The sequence below is a fragment of the Rhizobiaceae bacterium genome (assembly GCA_023953835.1).
Classification (GTDB): domain Bacteria; phylum Pseudomonadota; class Alphaproteobacteria; order Rhizobiales; family Rhizobiaceae; genus Mesorhizobium_G.
The window spans coordinates 618,619-635,511 of record JAMLJB010000001.1 but is presented as its reverse complement, the minus strand read 5'-3'; the positions used below and the strand labels follow the sequence as shown (position 1 = coordinate 635,511).

16 protein-coding genes are annotated in these 16,893 nt (G+C 62.9%); 12 read left to right on the top strand and 4 right to left on the bottom strand.

From position 1 onward, the window contains the following. The first annotated feature begins 6 nt into the window (after window positions 1–6). Window positions 7–351: an MliC family protein gene (locus tag M9924_03000; protein MCO5063364.1), complete on the top strand. Its 345-nt coding sequence runs from the start codon at window positions 7–9 to the stop codon at window positions 349–351. Between the two features lie 188 nt (window positions 352–539). On the opposite strand, the gene M9924_02995 is transcribed toward M9924_03000, so the two are convergent. After that, window positions 540–1,289, bottom strand: a complete 750-nt coding sequence (locus tag M9924_02995) for an SDR family oxidoreductase (GenBank protein ID MCO5063363.1) — start codon at window positions 1,287–1,289, stop codon at window positions 540–542. A 251-nt stretch (window positions 1,290–1,540) separates the two neighbouring features. Here M9924_02995 and zwf point away from each other — a divergent pair, with 251 nt between their 5' ends. Genes zwf through edd form a run of 3 tightly spaced genes read left to right on the top strand, consistent with a single transcriptional unit; the run spans window position 1,541 to window position 5,550 of the window. Then, window positions 1,541–3,010: a glucose-6-phosphate dehydrogenase gene (gene zwf / locus M9924_02990; GenBank protein MCO5063362.1), complete on the top strand. Its 1,470-nt coding sequence runs from the start codon at window positions 1,541–1,543 to the stop codon at window positions 3,008–3,010. Further along, window positions 3,010–3,702, top strand: a complete 693-nt coding sequence (pgl, locus tag M9924_02985; protein ID MCO5063361.1) for a 6-phosphogluconolactonase — start codon at window positions 3,010–3,012, stop codon at window positions 3,700–3,702. The genes zwf and pgl overlap by 1 nt, the downstream gene beginning before the upstream one ends. A gap of 27 nt (window positions 3,703–3,729) precedes the next feature. After that, complete coding sequence (gene edd / locus M9924_02980; protein ID MCO5063360.1) at window positions 3,730–5,550, top strand: phosphogluconate dehydratase; 1,821 nt, start codon at window positions 3,730–3,732, stop codon at window positions 5,548–5,550. 170 nt (window positions 5,551–5,720) lie between these two features. Here the strand turns inward: edd and M9924_02975 are convergent, their stop codons facing one another. Together M9924_02975 and M9924_02970 are read right to left on the bottom strand one after the other, a co-directional pair. Next, entirely contained in the window at window positions 5,721–6,689 is a 969-nt protein-coding gene (locus tag M9924_02975) for an IS110 family transposase (protein ID MCO5063359.1), read from the bottom strand. Window positions 6,690–7,370: 681 nt separating this feature from the next. Beyond that, on the bottom strand, window positions 7,371–8,480 hold the full coding sequence (locus tag M9924_02970; protein ID MCO5063358.1) for an IS110 family transposase: 1,110 nt from the start codon (window positions 8,478–8,480) through the stop codon (window positions 7,371–7,373). A gap of 188 nt (window positions 8,481–8,668) precedes the next feature. Here M9924_02970 and M9924_02965 point away from each other — a divergent pair, with 188 nt between their 5' ends. The 8 genes from M9924_02965 (at window position 8,669) to M9924_02930 (ending at window position 14,867) form a co-directional block, all read left to right on the top strand. Further along, complete coding sequence (locus M9924_02965; protein MCO5063357.1) at window positions 8,669–8,809, top strand: hypothetical protein; 141 nt, start codon at window positions 8,669–8,671, stop codon at window positions 8,807–8,809. 185 nt (window positions 8,810–8,994) lie between these two features. Continuing rightward, on the top strand, window positions 8,995–9,918 hold the full coding sequence (locus M9924_02960) for a DMT family transporter (protein ID MCO5063356.1): 924 nt from the start codon (window positions 8,995–8,997) through the stop codon (window positions 9,916–9,918). Between the two features lie 51 nt (window positions 9,919–9,969). Beyond that, a complete protein-coding gene (locus M9924_02955; protein ID MCO5063355.1) occupies window positions 9,970–10,353 on the top strand; it encodes a type II toxin-antitoxin system RelE/ParE family toxin in 384 nt (127 codons plus the stop codon). Further along, window positions 10,337–10,654 (top strand): DNA-binding transcriptional regulator, encoded by a 318-nt coding sequence (locus tag M9924_02950; protein MCO5063354.1) that lies wholly within the window; start codon window positions 10,337–10,339, stop codon window positions 10,652–10,654. The genes M9924_02955 and M9924_02950 overlap by 17 nt, the downstream gene beginning before the upstream one ends. 147 nt (window positions 10,655–10,801) lie before the next feature. After that, window positions 10,802–11,893 carry a polyamine ABC transporter substrate-binding protein gene (locus M9924_02945; protein ID MCO5063353.1) on the top strand — a complete coding sequence of 364 codons (1,092 nt, stop codon included), beginning with the start codon at window positions 10,802–10,804 and terminating at the stop codon, window positions 11,891–11,893. A 59-nt stretch (window positions 11,894–11,952) separates the two neighbouring features. Next, on the top strand, window positions 11,953–13,095 hold the full coding sequence (locus tag M9924_02940; GenBank protein MCO5063352.1) for an ABC transporter ATP-binding protein: 1,143 nt from the start codon (window positions 11,953–11,955) through the stop codon (window positions 13,093–13,095). A gap of 4 nt (window positions 13,096–13,099) precedes the next feature. Continuing rightward, window positions 13,100–14,047, top strand: a complete 948-nt coding sequence (locus M9924_02935) for an ABC transporter permease subunit (protein MCO5063351.1) — start codon at window positions 13,100–13,102, stop codon at window positions 14,045–14,047. A gap of 1 nt (window position 14,048) precedes the next feature. Beyond that, a complete protein-coding gene (locus M9924_02930; GenBank protein ID MCO5063350.1) occupies window positions 14,049–14,867 on the top strand; it encodes an ABC transporter permease subunit in 819 nt (272 codons plus the stop codon). Here M9924_02930 and M9924_02925 read toward each other — a convergent pair whose 3' ends face one another. Then, window positions 14,868–16,754, bottom strand: coding sequence for an AsmA family protein (locus tag M9924_02925; protein ID MCO5063349.1), 1,887 nt, complete (start codon window positions 16,752–16,754; stop codon window positions 14,868–14,870). It lies immediately after the preceding gene. Window positions 16,755–16,893 lie beyond the last annotated feature (139 nt).

Below are 16,893 nucleotides of genomic sequence, written 5' to 3'. Positions count from 1 at the left end.
GCGGGCATGCGGCGGTGGTTTGCGGTTTTGATTGCTGCCATGGTCGCGCAAAGCGCGCAGGCGGCCAGCGTGACGCTCGACCTGCCGGGTGGTGCGGCAAGCCGCGAGACGGTGAACTACGCCTGCGGCGGCGAGAAGATCACCGCCACCTATATCAATGCCGGTGACAACGCGCTCGCCGTGTTGAAAATCGGCGAGAGGGTTGTCGTCACCGTCAACGTTCTTTCAGGCAGCGGCGCGCGCTATGCCGGGCAGGAAATCGTCTGGTGGACCAAGGGCAGCGAGGCGACGCTCTACGACCTCCGCAAAGGCGAGAACGACCCCGGCGAGATGTGCAAGACTGTCAGTTAGGGCCACGATGATCGCGTAGGAATCGAGACTTCACGGTTTCGTGATCGCGCGGGGTGACGTAAGGGCAGGGTTGCAGGTTGCATACCGGCACAACCATTGCGACAAGCGCGATGCGCGTAATCCCAAGACTACCGCTATGGCCAGCGGCTCATCGTGACCCTTTGAGCTCGCTGGCCTGAAAGCGCGACCTACACACACCTGCCGCCGTCGACCTCAAGCGCCACGCCGGTCAGGAATGCGCCTTCGTCCGAGCACAGGAAAAGCGCGGCGTTGGCGATGTCGAGCGGCGTCGAGAACCGGCCAAGCGGAATGACGGACTTGAACTGGCTGCGCCGCTCCGGCGTGTCCTCGCCCATGAACTGCGCGAGCATGCCCGTCTCTCCGGCGACCGGGCACAGGCAATTGACGCGGATCTTCTTCGATGCAAGCTCGACGGCCATCGACTTCGTGGCGGTGATCACCCAGCCCTTGGAGGCGTTGTACCAGGTCAGGCCCGGTCGCGGCCTCAGCCCGGCGGTCGAGGCCGTGTTGAGAATAACGCCGCCGCCCTGTCGCTCCATGATCGGCACAACCGCACGAGTCGAATGGTAGATCGCCTTCATGTTGATCGCGGTGATGAGGTCGAAAACATCCTCCTTCACCTCAAGCAGGCTGCCGTTGCGGTGGGTATAGCCGGCATTGTTGACCATGATGTCGATGCGCCCGAAGGCGGCCATCGCGGCATCCACCATCTCGGCGAATTCGGAGCGCTGCGAAACGTCGGTCTGGGTCCAGATCGCATCGCCGCCGATCTCTGTCGCGACACGCTCGGCCCCGACCGTGTTGACATCTGCGACCACGACGCGCGCGCCTTCTTCCGCGAAACGCCGCGCCATGCCTTCGCCGAAACCGGACGCTGCGCCCGTGACGATTGCTACCTTGTCTTTCAAACGGGACATGCACTTCTCACTGATTGATTGAATACCATGGTCTTTCCGGCCTCGATTTCGACCGGCAGGTCGGCGCGATTGCCTTGTCCTTTGCATATCTGCCATGTGAATGACGCATGTTGCGGACAGCTTTCGTGCCGCGCAAGATGCCTGTCGGCAATTCGGCAGGGGCCAGCGTCAAATGCGACACAAAGGCACTGGCGTTTTTAAATCGATTAGATTAAACCGGCCGCGACGACGCGGCATGACGCGAGAAGCCTATGACCAGCCAGATCATCAAGGTCGATCCATTCGATTTCATCATCTTCGGCGGAACGGGAGACCTTTCCGAGCGCAAGCTGCTGCCCGCGCTCTATTATCGGCAGTGCGATCACCAGTTCTCGGACCCGACGCGCATCATCGGCGCATCGCGCGCCAGGATGCCGGACGCGGAATTCCGCGAGTTCGCTGAAAAGGCGATCCGCGACCATGTGAAGCCGGACGATATCAACGAAGACGAGCTGAAGACATTCATCCAGCGCATTTCCTACGTCGCGGCGGACGCCAAGAGCGGCGAAGGCTTCGATCATCTCAAGGAAGCGATCGGCGACAGCCAGAGCATCCGCGCGTTCTACCTTGCGGTCGCGCCAGCGCTTTTCGGCGAGATTTCGCACAAGCTGAAGCAGCACGGGCTGATTACCGACAACAGCCGCATCGTGGTGGAAAAGCCCATTGGCCGCGACCTGAAATCGGCCCGCGAACTCAACGACCAGATCGGCGCGGATTTCGGCGAGCATCAGGTGTTCCGCATCGACCACTATCTCGGCAAGGAGACGGTGCAGAACCTGATGGCGCTGCGCTTCGCCAACGCGCTCTACGAGCCGTTGTGGAACTCCGCGCACATCGACCATGTGCAGATCACCGTGGCCGAGACGGTCGGGCTTGAGGACCGCGTCACCTATTACGACACGGCGGGCGCGCTGCGCGACATGGTGCAGAACCACATGCTCCAGCTTCTCTGCCTCGTGGCGATGGAGCCGCCCTCCTCGATGGAGGCCAATGCGGTGCGAGACGAGAAGCTCAAGGTGCTGCGCTCGCTCAAGCGCATCAACGGTGCCGAGGCCCCGAAGCAGACGGTGCGCGGCCAGTACAAGGCGGGCGCTTCGGCGGGCGGTCCGGTGAAGGGCTATGTCGAGGAACTCGGCAAGCCCAGCAACACGGAGACCTTTGTCGCCATCAAGGCCGAAATCGCCAACTGGCGATGGGCGGGCGTGCCGTTCTATCTGCGCACCGGCAAGCGACTGGCTACGCGCGTTTCAGAAATATGCATAGAATTCAAGCAGATACCGCATTCTATCTTCGATGAATCGGCAGGTAACGTCTATTCCAACAAGCTCATCATCCGCCTCCAGCCGGACGAAGGCGTGAAGCAGTTCATCATGATGAAGGACCCCGGACCGGGCGGCATGCGCCTGCGCCAGATCCCGCTCGACATGACGTTTGCCCAGAACTTCCAGGGCCGCGCGCCGGATGCATATGAGCGGCTTATCATGGATGTCATTCGCGGTTCGCAGACGCTGTTCATGCGCCGCGACGAGGTGGAGGCGGCCTGGACATGGGCCGATCCGATCCTGAACGCATGGTCGGAAAACCGGCAGGAAGCGCAGGGCTACACCGCCGGCACCTGGGGGCCGTCGGCATCCATCGCGCTGATCGAGCGCGACGGCCGCACCTGGCACGAGAGCGATTGATGGCCGAGCCGGTGCTGCATCAGTTCGCATCGCGGCAGGATCTGGCCCGCGCGCTGGCCGAGGCCGTGAGCGGGCGGCTTGCGGCGGCCATCGAGCGGACATCCTCCGCGCTGCTCGCCGTTTCGGGCGGGTCGACGCCGGGGCCGTTTTTCGATGTGCTGTCGTGCACCGACATCGACTGGCCGAAGGTGACCGTCACGCTGGTCGATGAACGGCTGGTGCCCGATACCTCGCCGCGCTCCAATGCCGGGCTGGTCAGGGCGCGGCTGCTTCAGGACAGGGCAAGCGCTGCGGCCTTCCTGCCGCTCTTCGGCACGGGCGATGTCGCCGCCGATGCCGCTGCCACCGAGGCCCGGCTCCGGGCGCTCGGGCGGCCCATCGACGTTGTCGTGCTCGGCATGGGCAATGACGGCCACACCGCCTCGTTTTTCCCGGATGCCGACGAACTGGACGCGCTCGTCGACCCTGCGGCGCAGCGCCTCGTTGCGGGCGTGCATGCCGCCAGCGCGGGAGAGCCGCGCCTGACTTTGACATTGCCGCCGCTGCTCGATGCCGGCTTCATTGCGCTGCACATCGAGGGCGCGGAAAAGCATGCGACGCTGGAGCGGGTTCTCGCGCCCGGATCGCGCCTGCCGATCCGCCGCGTGATGGATGCCGTCGACCGGCCGGTCGAGGTTTACTGGGCGCCGTAGCAGGCGTCCGCCCGGAAGGACAGGACGATGACCGCCAGGAAAGAGATCGAATCGATCACCCAGCGCATCCGCGAGCGCTCCCGCACGGGCCGCGAAATCTATCTGGAGCGCATCGACGCGGCGGCGGGCCGCGCCGCCAACCGCGCGGTGCTTTCCTGCGGCAACCTTGCGCACGGCTTCGCCGTCTGCTCGCCTTCGGAAAAGGTGGCGCTCGGCGGCGACCGGGTGCCCAATCTCGGCATCATCACTTCCTACAACGACATGCTGTCGGCGCATCAGCCGTTCGAGACCTTTCCCGCGCTCATCAAGGAAGCCGCGCGGGAAGCGGGCGGCATCGCGCAGGTGGCGGGCGGCGTTCCGGCGATGTGCGACGGCGTCACGCAGGGCCAGCCCGGTATGGAGCTTTCGCTGTTCTCACGCGACGTCATCGCCATGGCCACGGCCATCGGCCTGTCGCACAACATGTTCGACGCCGCCGTCTATCTCGGCGTCTGCGACAAGATCGTGCCCGGCCTCGTGATCGGCGCGCTCACCTTCGGCCATCTCCCGGCGGTATTCATCCCCGCCGGTCCCATGACCTCCGGACTGCCGAACGACGAGAAGGCGAAGATCCGGCAGCTTTATGCCGAGGGAAAGGTGGGCCGCGCAGAACTGCTGGAAGCCGAGTCGAAAAGCTATCACGGCCCCGGCACCTGCACCTTCTACGGCACCGCCAACTCCAACCAGATGCTGATGGAGATCATGGGCCTGCACACGCCCGGCGCTTCCTTCGTCAACCCCAACACGCCGCTGCGCGAAGCGCTCACGCGAGAAGCGGCGAGGCGCGCGCTTGCCATCACCCATCTCGGCAACGCCTACACGCCGGTCGGGCGCATGATCGACGAGCGCTCCATCGTCAACGGCGTCGTCGGGCTGCATGCCACCGGAGGCTCCACCAACCACACCCTGCATCTCGTCGCCATGGCGGCCGCGGCGGGCATCCGCCTCACCTGGCAGGACATTTCCGACCTGTCGGAAACGGTCCCGCTTCTGGCGCGCGTCTACCCGAACGGGCTGGCGGACGTGAACCATTTCAACGCGGCGGGCGGCATGGGTTTCCTGATCCGAGAACTGCTCGACGCCGGCTATCTGCATGAGGATGTGCAGACCGTGTGGGGCGAGGGGCTGCGGCCCTACACCGTCGAGGCCCGGCTTGGGGCCGACGGCGGCGTGACCCGCGTTCCCGCGCCCGAACTGAGCGGCGACGACAAGGTGCTCACCACCGCGTATCGCCCCTTCCAGCCGACCGGCGGCCTCAAGGTGCTTGGCGGGAACCTCGGCCACGCCATCATCAAGACCTCCGCCGTCAAGCCCGAGCGCCGCTACATCGAGGCTCCGGCGCTCGTGCTGGACAGCCAGCAGGCGCTGAACGACGCCTTCAAGGCGGGCGAACTCGACCGCGATTTCGTCGCCGTCATCCGCTTTCAGGGACCGAAGGCGAACGGCATGCCGGAACTGCACCGGCTGACGACGGTTCTCGGCATCCTGCAGGATCGCGGCCACCGCGTGGCGCTCGTCACCGACGGGCGCATGTCCGGCGCATCGGGCAAGGTTCCCGCCGCCATCCACGTCACGCCGGAAGCGCTCGACGGCGGACCCATCGGCAAGGTCCGCACGGGGGACGTCGTGCGGCTCGACGCGGAAGGGGGCATGCTGGAAGTGCTGGTCTCGGCTGCTGAGCTGAAGTCGCGCCCCAAGGCGGTGGCGGACCTTTCCGGCAATGATTTCGGCATGGGCCGCGAATTGTTCCTCGGCATGCGCCAGATGGCCGGACGCGCCGATGAAGGCGCAAGCGTGTTTGCTGGTTGAGCGCCGGTCTTGTCCGATGGGTTTGTGCTGCCCCTCATCCCGCTGCCGCGACCTTCTCCCCGTTTTGACGGGGAGAAGGAAGCCGTCATCGACGTTTGCGACTAACGTCCTTCTCCCCGTCCTTCACGGGGAGAAGGTGCCGGCAGGCGGATGAGCATCTGTGTTTCTTGTCAAGGTTTGATTGGTGTCCAGAGACGATCTTGTGTGATGAGGGTGTTTGCGAGTGTGACGAGCTTTCGCATGACTGCGACGAGGATCACTTTCGGCCGTTTACCAGCCCTTTGGAGGCGCTTAGCGAATGCTGCGAGGTCCTGGTTGTGACGGCTCGCCGAGAGAGTTGCCATGTAGGCTGCGTTCCTGACGGGCATCCTGCCGCCTCTGATGGCGCGGCGGCCGGTTCGATCGCCGCTGTCACAGGCGATCGGTGCGACGCCGACGAGCATTGCGGCCTGCCTGGCCGAGCAGGCGCCGAGTTCGGCCAGGCCGGTGAGGAAGACGGCTGCTGTGAGCGGGCCAATGCCTGGGATCGAGCAGAGGATGGCGTGGCGGCGCGCCATGTCGGGCTCAGCCGACACGCGCCGCTGGATTTCGGCGTCGAGCCGTTCGACGTGACGCCGGCAGGCAACACGTCGCCGGCGCAATTCGGCCTTAAGGAAGCGGGTCGCGGCCGCCGCCAGCCGGTTGGACAGCGCGGCACGCTCGGCCATAGCCGCGCCGCGGGCATTGACCAATTCGCGCAACTCCTCCATCGCAACAGGCGCCGGCGGCGTTTCAGCCGGTTCCAGAGCCGCGCCCATCACCGCCAGCAGCTTGGCGTCGATCGCGTCAGTCTTGGCAATCTTGCCTGCCGCCTCGGCGAACAGCCGTGCGCGCAGCGGATTGACCACCGCGACCGCCAGACCCGCCGCATGCAGCGAGCGCTGTGCCGCCCGGTGATACTTGCCGGTCGCTTCCATGACGAGAGGGACGATCGCAAGACCGGACAGGACCCGCTTCAGCCGTCTCAGTCCGGCACGGTCATTGCTCACGCGAAGCGTCAGGCCGGACGGATGCACGTACACGTCCAGCCACTCTTTACACACATCGACACCGGCGTAGACTGGCATCGCGTTCTGTTTGGACATTGCCTTGCCTTGCATGCGGGACTTGCTCCCCATCATCTGTTCAGGACATACGCGAAGGACGAACGGACCAAACTCATCCACGGGCCAAAGGCCCAAGGGGCGCACGGTCCCGCTCATCCGATCCCCGGCGGACGGCCATCCCCCGGGGATCAGACCGAAACCTACCAAGTTGCAGACCAAAACAAACATGCAAGGGGCAACGCGACGTTCGAATGCATGCGTCTCATTGGCTCTTCCATATTAGAGAAATATGAAATAAATCGATCATTGGAATTGGTGAGGAACCAATTCCGGGGGTGTAGCAACCCTTTGACAAGCGGTCTGTGTCGACCGAAAAACGGCACTGCCTCGCGCCATCCGGCCGGGGGAGCCCCCGTGTATGTTCAGAGCTCAGGCTTCTTATGCTGTTTTTCAAGAGCAGGACCAAAATGTTTCGTTTCGCGCGAAGCGCGATCAATATTTATCAGTGTGGCCTTGGGTGGTGGCGCACTCCACGAGCATCGTAGCGACGGTTGATCACCCTCTTATTCGCGGGTCAGGCCAGGCCTGTCGCAGTATCCCGGTTCGTCGCGGAGCTGCCTTTGTCTAAAAACGGGCGTCGGCATGTGCGAAACATCCTGCCCAAAGCCGGATCAAGGGTTCTCCAGACCGTAGTGGGATGCGCCACCGCCGAAAGCCACATTCGACATCACCCGGTCACGCAGACCTTGTGCCGCCGCCTATACGGGCGATCGCCCAGACAAAGCCAACCATCTCGCGGGCAATTGCAGTGATGACGACCGTTGGCTTCTTGCCGCGTGCCAACATCGCTTTGTAGCGCTGGTGAAGGCGCACCTGCGCTTTCCAAGCTATATCGCTGACTTCCCGCGGAAGACGCTTCTGATGCTCCATCATGTTCTTGCTAATCCGTGCAGGCATTCGATAGTTCCATGCGCATTCGACCAGTGTCCGGCGTACGGCTTCATTGCCCGCTTTGGTGATACCGCCTAGTCGCCTGTGTCCGCCGCTCGATGTTTCCGAGGGGACCAGGCCGACATAGGCCATAAGCTGTGTGGGTCGGGTGAAGCGATCAAAGTCGCCCAGTTCGGCCACCAGAACGACGGCGCTGACCACGGAGATGCCGCGCATGGCCTGCAACCGTTCGACCAGTGGTGCCAAAGACCAGCCCGGCAGGGCTTCGTGGATGCGGGCGGTGATCTCGACAATCCGCAATTGTGCTTGCTCCATAGTGCGAAAATAGTCTTCCAGAACCAAACCTTGCGGTTCATGCGCGAACTTCTGATCGCGTATCCAGCGCTTGTGGACTGTCCCCCAGCGCTTCTCCGTCCGGGTGTACACTCTGCCGTGGCGCAGCAGAAAGCCGCCCAGTTGTTGTCGAGCCCGGCGTAGCGAGCAAACAGCATCTTGGCGCGTCCGCACCAGGTCGCGCATCGCCTCGTGTGCCTCATCGGGCACCCATACCGGCGTCAATTCCCCAGTCCGCAACAGGCGGGCAAGCGCCAGCGCATCACGATGGTCGGTCTTGATCCTGTCGCCAGGCCGGCGCGGCGTCATACTGGGGGCAACCACATCGCAACGATGGCCGAGACCCGTCAGCAGCCGGTAGGCTCCAAAGCCACAACACCCTGCTTCATAGGCGAAATGTAGCCGGGAGCCACTGGCGGAAAGCTTCCTCGCAAGCTTGCTGAGCGCATCAGCGCTATGCGCGATCTCACCATATGAGCGCGCTTCCCGCCTATCCTCTTCTGCAATAGCAACGGCAACCGTGTCCTTGTGGACATCGAGGCCAATATAATTCGTCTTCATCTCATCCTCCTGTCATCGGCACATACCGATAATCATCTTCGATCCCAATCAGATCAAAGCAAACAGAAGCATGGGGTCTAAAGACGGGGGCAGCCGTCTTGTCACGGCTTGCTAATCCCCCGGTCACCAGAGGGGCGATGGGGCTTTGGGGCCCCTCGGTGACCATTTGCATGGCACGGGGAGCAGCAATGGACAGCTACGGATTCTGGCAGGACTTTTTCCAGACCTATCGGTCGTCTCCCGACGTGATCAAGGCCTTATGGCTGATTTCGCCGACCGTCTGCGTGCTGGGCGGACTTTGGATCGTGTTCAATCGCCCAAGGACGTGATGCGGCGGGGTTGGCATTACCCCTCATCCGCCTGCCGGCACCTTCTCCCACAGGGGGAGAAGGGGGCTTTCATCTGCGCCAATGAACGATGCGCGCTGGATCAGGCGTGGTCAAAGGTTCTTGAATAGGCGATTTCAACTCCGCCGAAAGCCAACCGCGCGGCCTATCTGCAAAAGCCGAAGCGCATGACCAACGCCGCCGCAACGCCAAGCCTGACGGACAGTTCCTATCGCGGTGCGAAGGAACTGCGAACGGGCATGGTGCTGGTGTTCCTGTCCGCGCTGTTCTGGAGCTTCGGCGGCATGCTCGCGCGTTTCGTGGAAGCGCCGGATAGCTGGACGGTGGTGTTCTGGCGGTCGCTGTGGGCTTCGCTCTGTATTCTCCTGTTCCTGATCGCGCGCGATGGGTGGCGCGGCGCATGGCGTGCCTTCAGGACGATGGGCCTGCCGGGATATGCGGTGTCGCTCTGCTTCGCGGTGGCGTCGACCTGTTTCGTCGTGGCGCTGGCCTATACGACCGTGGCGAACATCCTGCTGATACAGGCAGGCGTGCCGCTTCTGGCCGCGCTGTTCGGATGGGTCTTTTTCCGCGAACGCGTGTCGGCCGCCACATGGATCGCGATCCTTGCCGTGATCGTCGGCGTGGGCGTGATGGTGTCGGAAAACGTCAACGGAAATGTGGCGCCGATCGGGGACGCGCTGGCGCTGCTGATCGCCTGCGTCTTTGCGATCGCAACCGTCATAACGCGCCGCTATGCGCATGTCCGCATGACCCCGGCGACCTGCCTGGGCACTGTGCTTGCGTGCCTTTTCGCTGCGACACAGGCGCAAACGCTGTCAACGAGCGGCGTCGACGCGGTCTATCTGTTCGCGTTCGGAGCGATCAATCTCGGCCTCGGAATGGTGTGCTTCGCGATGGGCGCGCGGCTGATTCCTGCTGCATATGCGGCGCTGATCGGCTGTTTCGAGCCGGTGCTGGGGCCGGTCTGGGTGTGGCTGGTGCATGGCGAGGAACCCTCCGCACGCGCATTGCTGGGAGGCGCAATCGTCGTCGCCGCGCTGTTCGGCCACGTCCTGCTGCAATTGAAGAAGCAAGCGGCGGTGCGTTGACTCATTACACATAGTGCCATACTTTAGGGGTCGTTCATAAAATGACCTATCGTGAAGATTTTCAAGAGCAGCAGTTTCGACAAGTTCGCGCAAAGGGAGAAGATCGGAGACGACCGGCTGTGCGAAGCGGTCGCGCGTGCAGGCAAAGGACTTCTTGACGCCGATCTCGGGGCGAATGTCATCAAGCAGCGCGTTGCGCGCGAGGGGGCGGGAAGGTCCGGGGGATATCGCGTGCTGATCTTTTTCAAGGCGCAGACGCGTGCGGTGTTCGTGTTCGGGTTTGCCAAGAGCGACCTGGGAAATCTCGGCAAGTCCGAGCTTGCCGTGATAAGAAAGGCGGCCAAACTGGTGTTGGCGTTCAGCGAAGCCCAGATGGAGGCCGAGGTGGCGGCGGGTCGAATGAAAGCGGTGGTGTGCGATGACCAAGGCCTATAAGAGCGACGTGATGGCGGCCGTCCATGAAATGATGGAGGGTTTTCGCGAGTCGGGCGCAATCGACAAGCGAACCATGCGCGAGTTCGACGAGGCGTGCCTGACGGCGATCGAGGCGATGGGGCCGGAAGAGATTCGTGCGATTCGCGAGCGGGAGCACATCTCCCAGCCGGTCTTTGCGCGCTACCTCAACGTCAGCAAGGGACTTGTTTCCGATTGGGAGCGCGGCGTCAAAAAGCCCGGAGGGCCGGCGCTGCGACTGCTGACGGTCGTGAAGAACAAGGGGCTGCGGGCAATCAGTTGAGCCGCATCGCCGCATCCGGATTCACCACCGGAAGTAGAATGATTTTCCGGCTTGTCGCCCGCATTGAAGGTTAATAAGCTTCAATGCAATCTGGCCTGCTGCGATGCAGCAAGAAAGCCGGAAAAGGGGTCAACACGGAGATAATGCATGACCATTCAAAAGCTTGGTCTGTCCGCGGCGTTGCTGGCACTCGCGACATTCGGCGCAAACGCGCAGGAAAAAGTCGTCAACGTCTATAACTGGTCAGACTATATCGACACCTCCATCCTTGAGGACTTCACCAAGGAGACGGGGATCAAGGTCGTCTATGACGTATTCGATTCCAACGAGATTCTCGAAACCAAACTGCTGGCCGGCGGCAGCGGCTATGACGTCGTGGTGCCGAGCGGCCACTTCCTCGCCCGCCAGATCCAGGCCGGCGTGTTCCAGAAGCTCGACAAGTCGAAGCTGCCCAATATTTCAAACATGTGGGACGTGGTGAGCGAACGCACCACCGCCTACGATCCGGGCAATGAATACTCGGTCAATTATATGTGGGGAACCACCGGCATCGGCTACAATGTCGAGAAGGTTAAGGCCGCGCTCGGCATCGACAAGGTCGATAGCTGGGATGTGATCTTCGACCCTGAGAAGGCCGCCAAGCTCAAGGATTGCGGCATCTACATCCTGGACCAGTCGCAGGACATCATTCCGGCGGCGCTGCACTATCTCGGTCTCGATCCGAATGCGCGCGACGCAGACAGCTTTGCAAAGGCCGAGGAACTGCTGCTCAAGATCCGGCCCTATGTGCGCAAGTTCCACTCCTCCGAATATATCAACGCGCTTGCCAATGGCGACATCTGCCTCGCCATCGGCTGGTCGGGCGACGTGTTCCAGGCGCGCGACCGGGCTGCGGAGGCCAACCAGGGCGTGACGGTCGACTACGTCATTCCGAAGGAGGGCGCGGAAATGTGGTTCGATCAGATGGCGATCCCGGCGGATGCGCCGCATCTGGACGAAGCGCTCACCTTCATCAACTACATGATGAAGCCGGAAGTGGCGGCCAAGGCCAGCAACTACGTCTACTATGCGAACGGCAACAAGGCGTCGCAGGAGTTCATCGAAAAGGACGTGCTGGACGATCCGGCGATCTACCCGGACGAGGAGACGCTGGCCAAGCTCTATACCGTCTTGCCATACGGGCCAAAAGAACAGCGTCTGGTGACGCGCTTGTGGACCAAGGTCACCACCGGCCAGTAAGCATCGAGATCGAAGGCCCGGCATTGCCGGGCCTTTCAGTTTAAGAGCAAGGTGTCATCATGAAATCACTGGGCAGCATTCGCAGGAGCTTCGCGCCGTGGACCGACGCCTCTGCAAAACCCTATATTGTGTTCGACAGCATCACCAAGCGGTTCGGGGATTTCACCGCCGTCAACAACCTGTCGCTCTCGATCTACGAGCGGGAATTCTTCGCGCTGCTCGGCGCGTCGGGCTGCGGCAAGTCCACCTTGCTGCGCATGCTGGCGGGGTTCGAGGAACCCACCTCCGGGCGCATCCTGCTGGACGGTCAGGATCTGCGCGGCATTCCGCCCTACAAGCGGCCCGTCAACATGATGTTCCAGTCCTACGCGCTGTTTCCGCACATGACGGTGGAGCAGAACATCGCCTTCGGCCTGAAGCAGGACGGCATGCCGAAGGACCAGATCGCCAAGCGCGTGGACGAGATGCTCAAGCTGGTGAAGCTGACCCAGTTCGCCAAGCGCAAGCCGCACCAGCTTTCAGGCGGCCAGCGGCAGCGCGTGGCGCTGGCGCGTTCGGTGGCGAAACGGCCCAAGGTGCTGCTGCTGGACGAGCCGCTCGGCGCGCTCGACAAGAAGCTGCGCGAGGAAACGCAATTCGAGTTGATGGACCTCCAGCAAAGTCTCGGGCTCACCTTCATCGTGGTGACGCACGACCAGGAAGAGGCGATGACGATGGCCGACCGCATCGCCATTCTCGACAAGGGCGAGGTGATGCAGGTGGCGACGCCGGTTGAAGTCTACGAGGCGCCCATTTCGCGCTTCGTGGCCAATTTCGTCGGCAATGTGAACATGTTCGAAGGCAAGGTGACGGCGCGCAACGGCGATGCGGCCACCATCGCCGGCGGCAGCGGCGCGAAGATAAACGTCGTCAACGCAGCCGACGCCACGCCCGGCAACGACGTCGCTTTCGCGATCCGTCCGGAGAAGATCAAGGTGTCGTCGAAGAAGCCCGCCAAGGGCGACGAGAACGCCATGCAGGGCGAAATCTACGACATTGCCTATCTGGGCGACATGACGGTGTTCCATGTGAGGCTGGATGACGGGCAGATCGTCAAGGCGAGCACGATGAACAGCGCGCGCACAGTGGAGGACCCGCTGAGCTGGAACGACCAGGCATGGATCTCCTTCGAGCCGGATGCCGGCGTCGTGCTGACGAGGTGACGCCATGACCGACACCGCCATTTCAGGCAGCGCCGCCGCACCGGCACGCGCCACCGACAACGGCCTGATCGCCGCGATCAGCAGCCGGCTGGTCATCATCGTTCCCTATGCCTGGCTGCTCTTCTTTTTCCTCGTTCCGTTCTTCATCGTTTTCAAGATTTCGCTTTCGACGACCGCGATCTCCATGCCGCCCTACACGCCGGTCATCAACGGGATCGGCGATCTCTTCAGCAAATGGAGGGAGTTCAGCTTCGACAACTATCTGTGGCTGTTGCAGGACCCGCTTTACTACCGCGCCTATCTGCGCAGCGTGGTGATCGCCGGCATCTCCACTTTGCTGACATTGCTCATCGGCTATCCGATCGCCTATGGCATGGCGCGCGCGCCCGCCACGGTGCGCCCGACGCTGCTGATGCTGGTGATCCTGCCGTTCTGGACATCCTTCCTGATCCGCGTCTACGCATGGATAGGCATCCTGAAGCCGGAAGGACTGCTCAACCAGTTCCTGATGTGGCTGCACGTCATCGACCAGCCGCTCATCATCCTCAACACAGACTGGGCCATCTATATCGGCATCGTCTATTCCTACCTGCCGTTCATGGTGCTGCCGCTCTACTCGGCGCTGGAAAAGATGGACTATACGCTGGTCGAGGCGGCGAACGATCTCGGCTGCCCGCCATTGAGCGCGTTCTGGAAGATCACCTTCCCGCTCTCGCTGCCGGGCGTGGTGGCAGGCTGCCTGCTGGTGTTCATTCCCGCCGTCGGCGAGTTCGTCATCCCCGACCTGCTCGGCGGTTCGGAAACGCTGATGATCGGCAAGACGCTCTGGAACGAGTTCAACTCGAACCGCGACTGGCCGGTGTCGTCCGCCGTCGCCGTGGTCCTGCTGCTGCTTCTGGTGGTGCCGATCATGTTCTTCCAGCAGGCGCAGGCCAGGGCGCAGGAGCGGTGACATGAACACGACCTGGTCCCGTTTCAACATCGCTTCCATCGTGCTCGGCTTCGCGTTCCTCTACTTGCCGATCGTGCTGCTGGTGATCTTTTCCTTCAATGAATCGAAGCTCGTCACCGTGTGGGCGGGCTTCTCCACCAAATGGTATGTCTCGCTGATCCATAACCAGGCGATCATCGATGCGGCATGGGTGACGCTGCGCGTCGGCGTTTTGTCGGCCACCTTCGCGACCATACTCGGCACGATGGCCGCGCTTGCGCTGACCCGCTACACGCGCTTTCGCGGGCGCGTGCTGTTTTCGGGCATGGTGTTCGCGCCGCTGGTCATGCCCGAGGTCATCACCGGCCTGTCGCTGCTGCTGCTGTTCGTCGCAATCGGCCTCGACCGGGGATTCTTCACGGTCACGCTGGCGCACATCACCTTCACCATGTGCTTCGTCGCGGTTGTGGTGCAATCGCGGCTGGTGACGTTCGACCGCTCGCTGGAAGAGGCGGCGATGGACCTCGGCGCGACGCCGGTGCGCACTTTCTTCGCGGTCACGCTGCCGGTCATCATGCCCGCCATCGTGTCGGGCTGGATGCTGGCCTTCACGCTGTCGCTGGACGATCTGGTGATCGCGAGCTTCACCTCCGGGCCGGGCGCAACGACGCTGCCGATGAAGATCTACAGCCAGGTGCGGCTCGGCGTGACGCCGGAGATCAACGCGGCGTGTACGATCCTGATCGCCGTGGTCACGATCGGGGTCATCGCAGCGTCGATTGCAAACAAGCGGCGCGAGGTGCAGCGCAGGCTGGACGAGCAGGCCGCCCAACGCGGCTGACTATTGCAGGGTCTGCGGGGGAAGTGCGGCCGAGACGAAGGGCGCATCCCACGAGCCGCCGACGAAGAACGACGCCTCACGCCCGTTGGGGTTGAACAGCGACACTTTCTCCCGCGAGGCGATGGTGCCCGACAGCGCAACGCCGCGTCCCGCATAGGGCAGGATGCCGGACAGGAAAACGATGCGCGGCCCGGAGCGCACCTCGGCCTTCTGGATGCGTCCCACACCCTGAACCACGGTCGCTTCGAGGTCCGCGCGGTCTATGGGCAACGTTCCCTTGGCGATGTCCGACAGGGGGAAGAAGCCGCCGCCCGCCGTCCGCGACACGAGCGCGGCAAGGTCGATGCCCTCAAGCTTCCCCTTGCCGAAATGTGCAGTCAGCGTGCCGTCGGCGCGGGTCAGCATGGTGTCGAGCGACTGGCCCACGCCTGAAAGCGCAAAGGAAACGTCGCCCTTCGCACTCGGCCCGATCTCGGGAAACCCGGCTGCCGCGCTGAAGGCTTCGCCGTCTATGCCGCGCGCGCTCATGCTGATTTCGGTTTTTGGCGTGTCGCCGGAAAGGTCGATGCTGAACGCGCCGCTCAGTTTGCCGCCGAAGCCGTTCGCCTCGCTGATGTCGAACACCGCGCGGCCCTGCTGCGCCGACATCTGCCCATTTACGTCGGTGAGTTCAGAGCCGTCGAGGCTGGCCTTGGCGGCAGCGAGTTTCAGGTTGAAATCCGCAGCGTGGATCAACCCTTCGGACAGGTCGGTCCCGACCCGGTCATATGACATGAGCGGCGTGAATATGGACACGAAGGATTGCAGGTCAAGCTGCTCGAATGCGAGTTGCCCGTCGAGCGCGGGCCTTTGCCCGCGCGTGAGTGTCAGCGCCCCGCGTCCCGCATTGTCGTCCACCGTCAATGTCGCGTCCTGAAGCGCAATTTTGGAGCGGTCTCCGGCAAGATGGCTTTGCACCTTGATCGAACCGATGGCCGAGCCGGTTGAAAGGCCGGCATCGGTCCATGCAATGGCCCGCCTTATCGAGGGCACGGCAAGGCCGAAATCTCCATCGAGCCGCCCCGAACCCGCGCCACGCACCGCCCCTTCATAGGAGGCGGTCAGGGGCTCGGACGCCCATTTTGCATTGATGGTCGTCGCGCCGCCCGCGAACAGGGCAAGCGGCGAGGCGGAGGACAGGTCGACCGCGACATCCTCGCCGCGCCAGGTGCCGCGCAGCGTGGCGCTGCCCCCGGCATTGAGCGCTGGCCAGACGACCTTGCCCGACAGGCGCGTCACCACGTCCTGCTGCTGGCCGTCCACCATGCGCACCACCCGGCCGTTGGAAAACTCCACCGTGCCGAAGGGCGTGGCGGGAAAGCGGGAGAAGTCCGGCTTGTCGGGATTGGCCGAGATCAGGTCGCGGGTGGTTTCCACGGCCTGCGCGATGCGCCCGCTCGACGTCAGGAACTCCGGTCCCGGCTCGCCGAGATTAGGGCCGAGCCGGATGACCGGATTGACGAGCTTGGCCTCGGAGAAGGACACGTTGCCGTTCAGCGCTTCCAGAGCCGACAGGTCGATTTCGACACGCTCGGCCTCGATGACGGCGGGATTGTCCCAATCGCCCCATTGGTAAAGCGTGACGCCTGCAAGAACAGCCTTGAAGGTCGGAAAGACCTCGATCTGCGGCGTGCTGGCAATCGCAACGCGGAATCCGCTCCATGCGCTCAGCTCGATGGCAATGCGGTTGCGCACAAGCTGCGTGGACGCGATCCAGGGCAAGGCGGCGAGCGACAGCGCGCCCAGCGAAAGCAGAGCCGCCAACACGAAGATGCAGCGCCGGATGAGGACCGATGCTGTCAGCCCCGGACGCTTCCAATCATTCGCCGCTATCGGGCGATCAGTCATTCGCAACCATCGCCCGGAACCCCATCGGCGTCATCATGACTTATTTCACGTAAGGAGCGCTGTATGTGCTGGCAAGGGCAAATCGATGGCAAACCGGCCATGCCGCTTTTGAACAAGCGCAGGTCATGCTTTCGCCAGC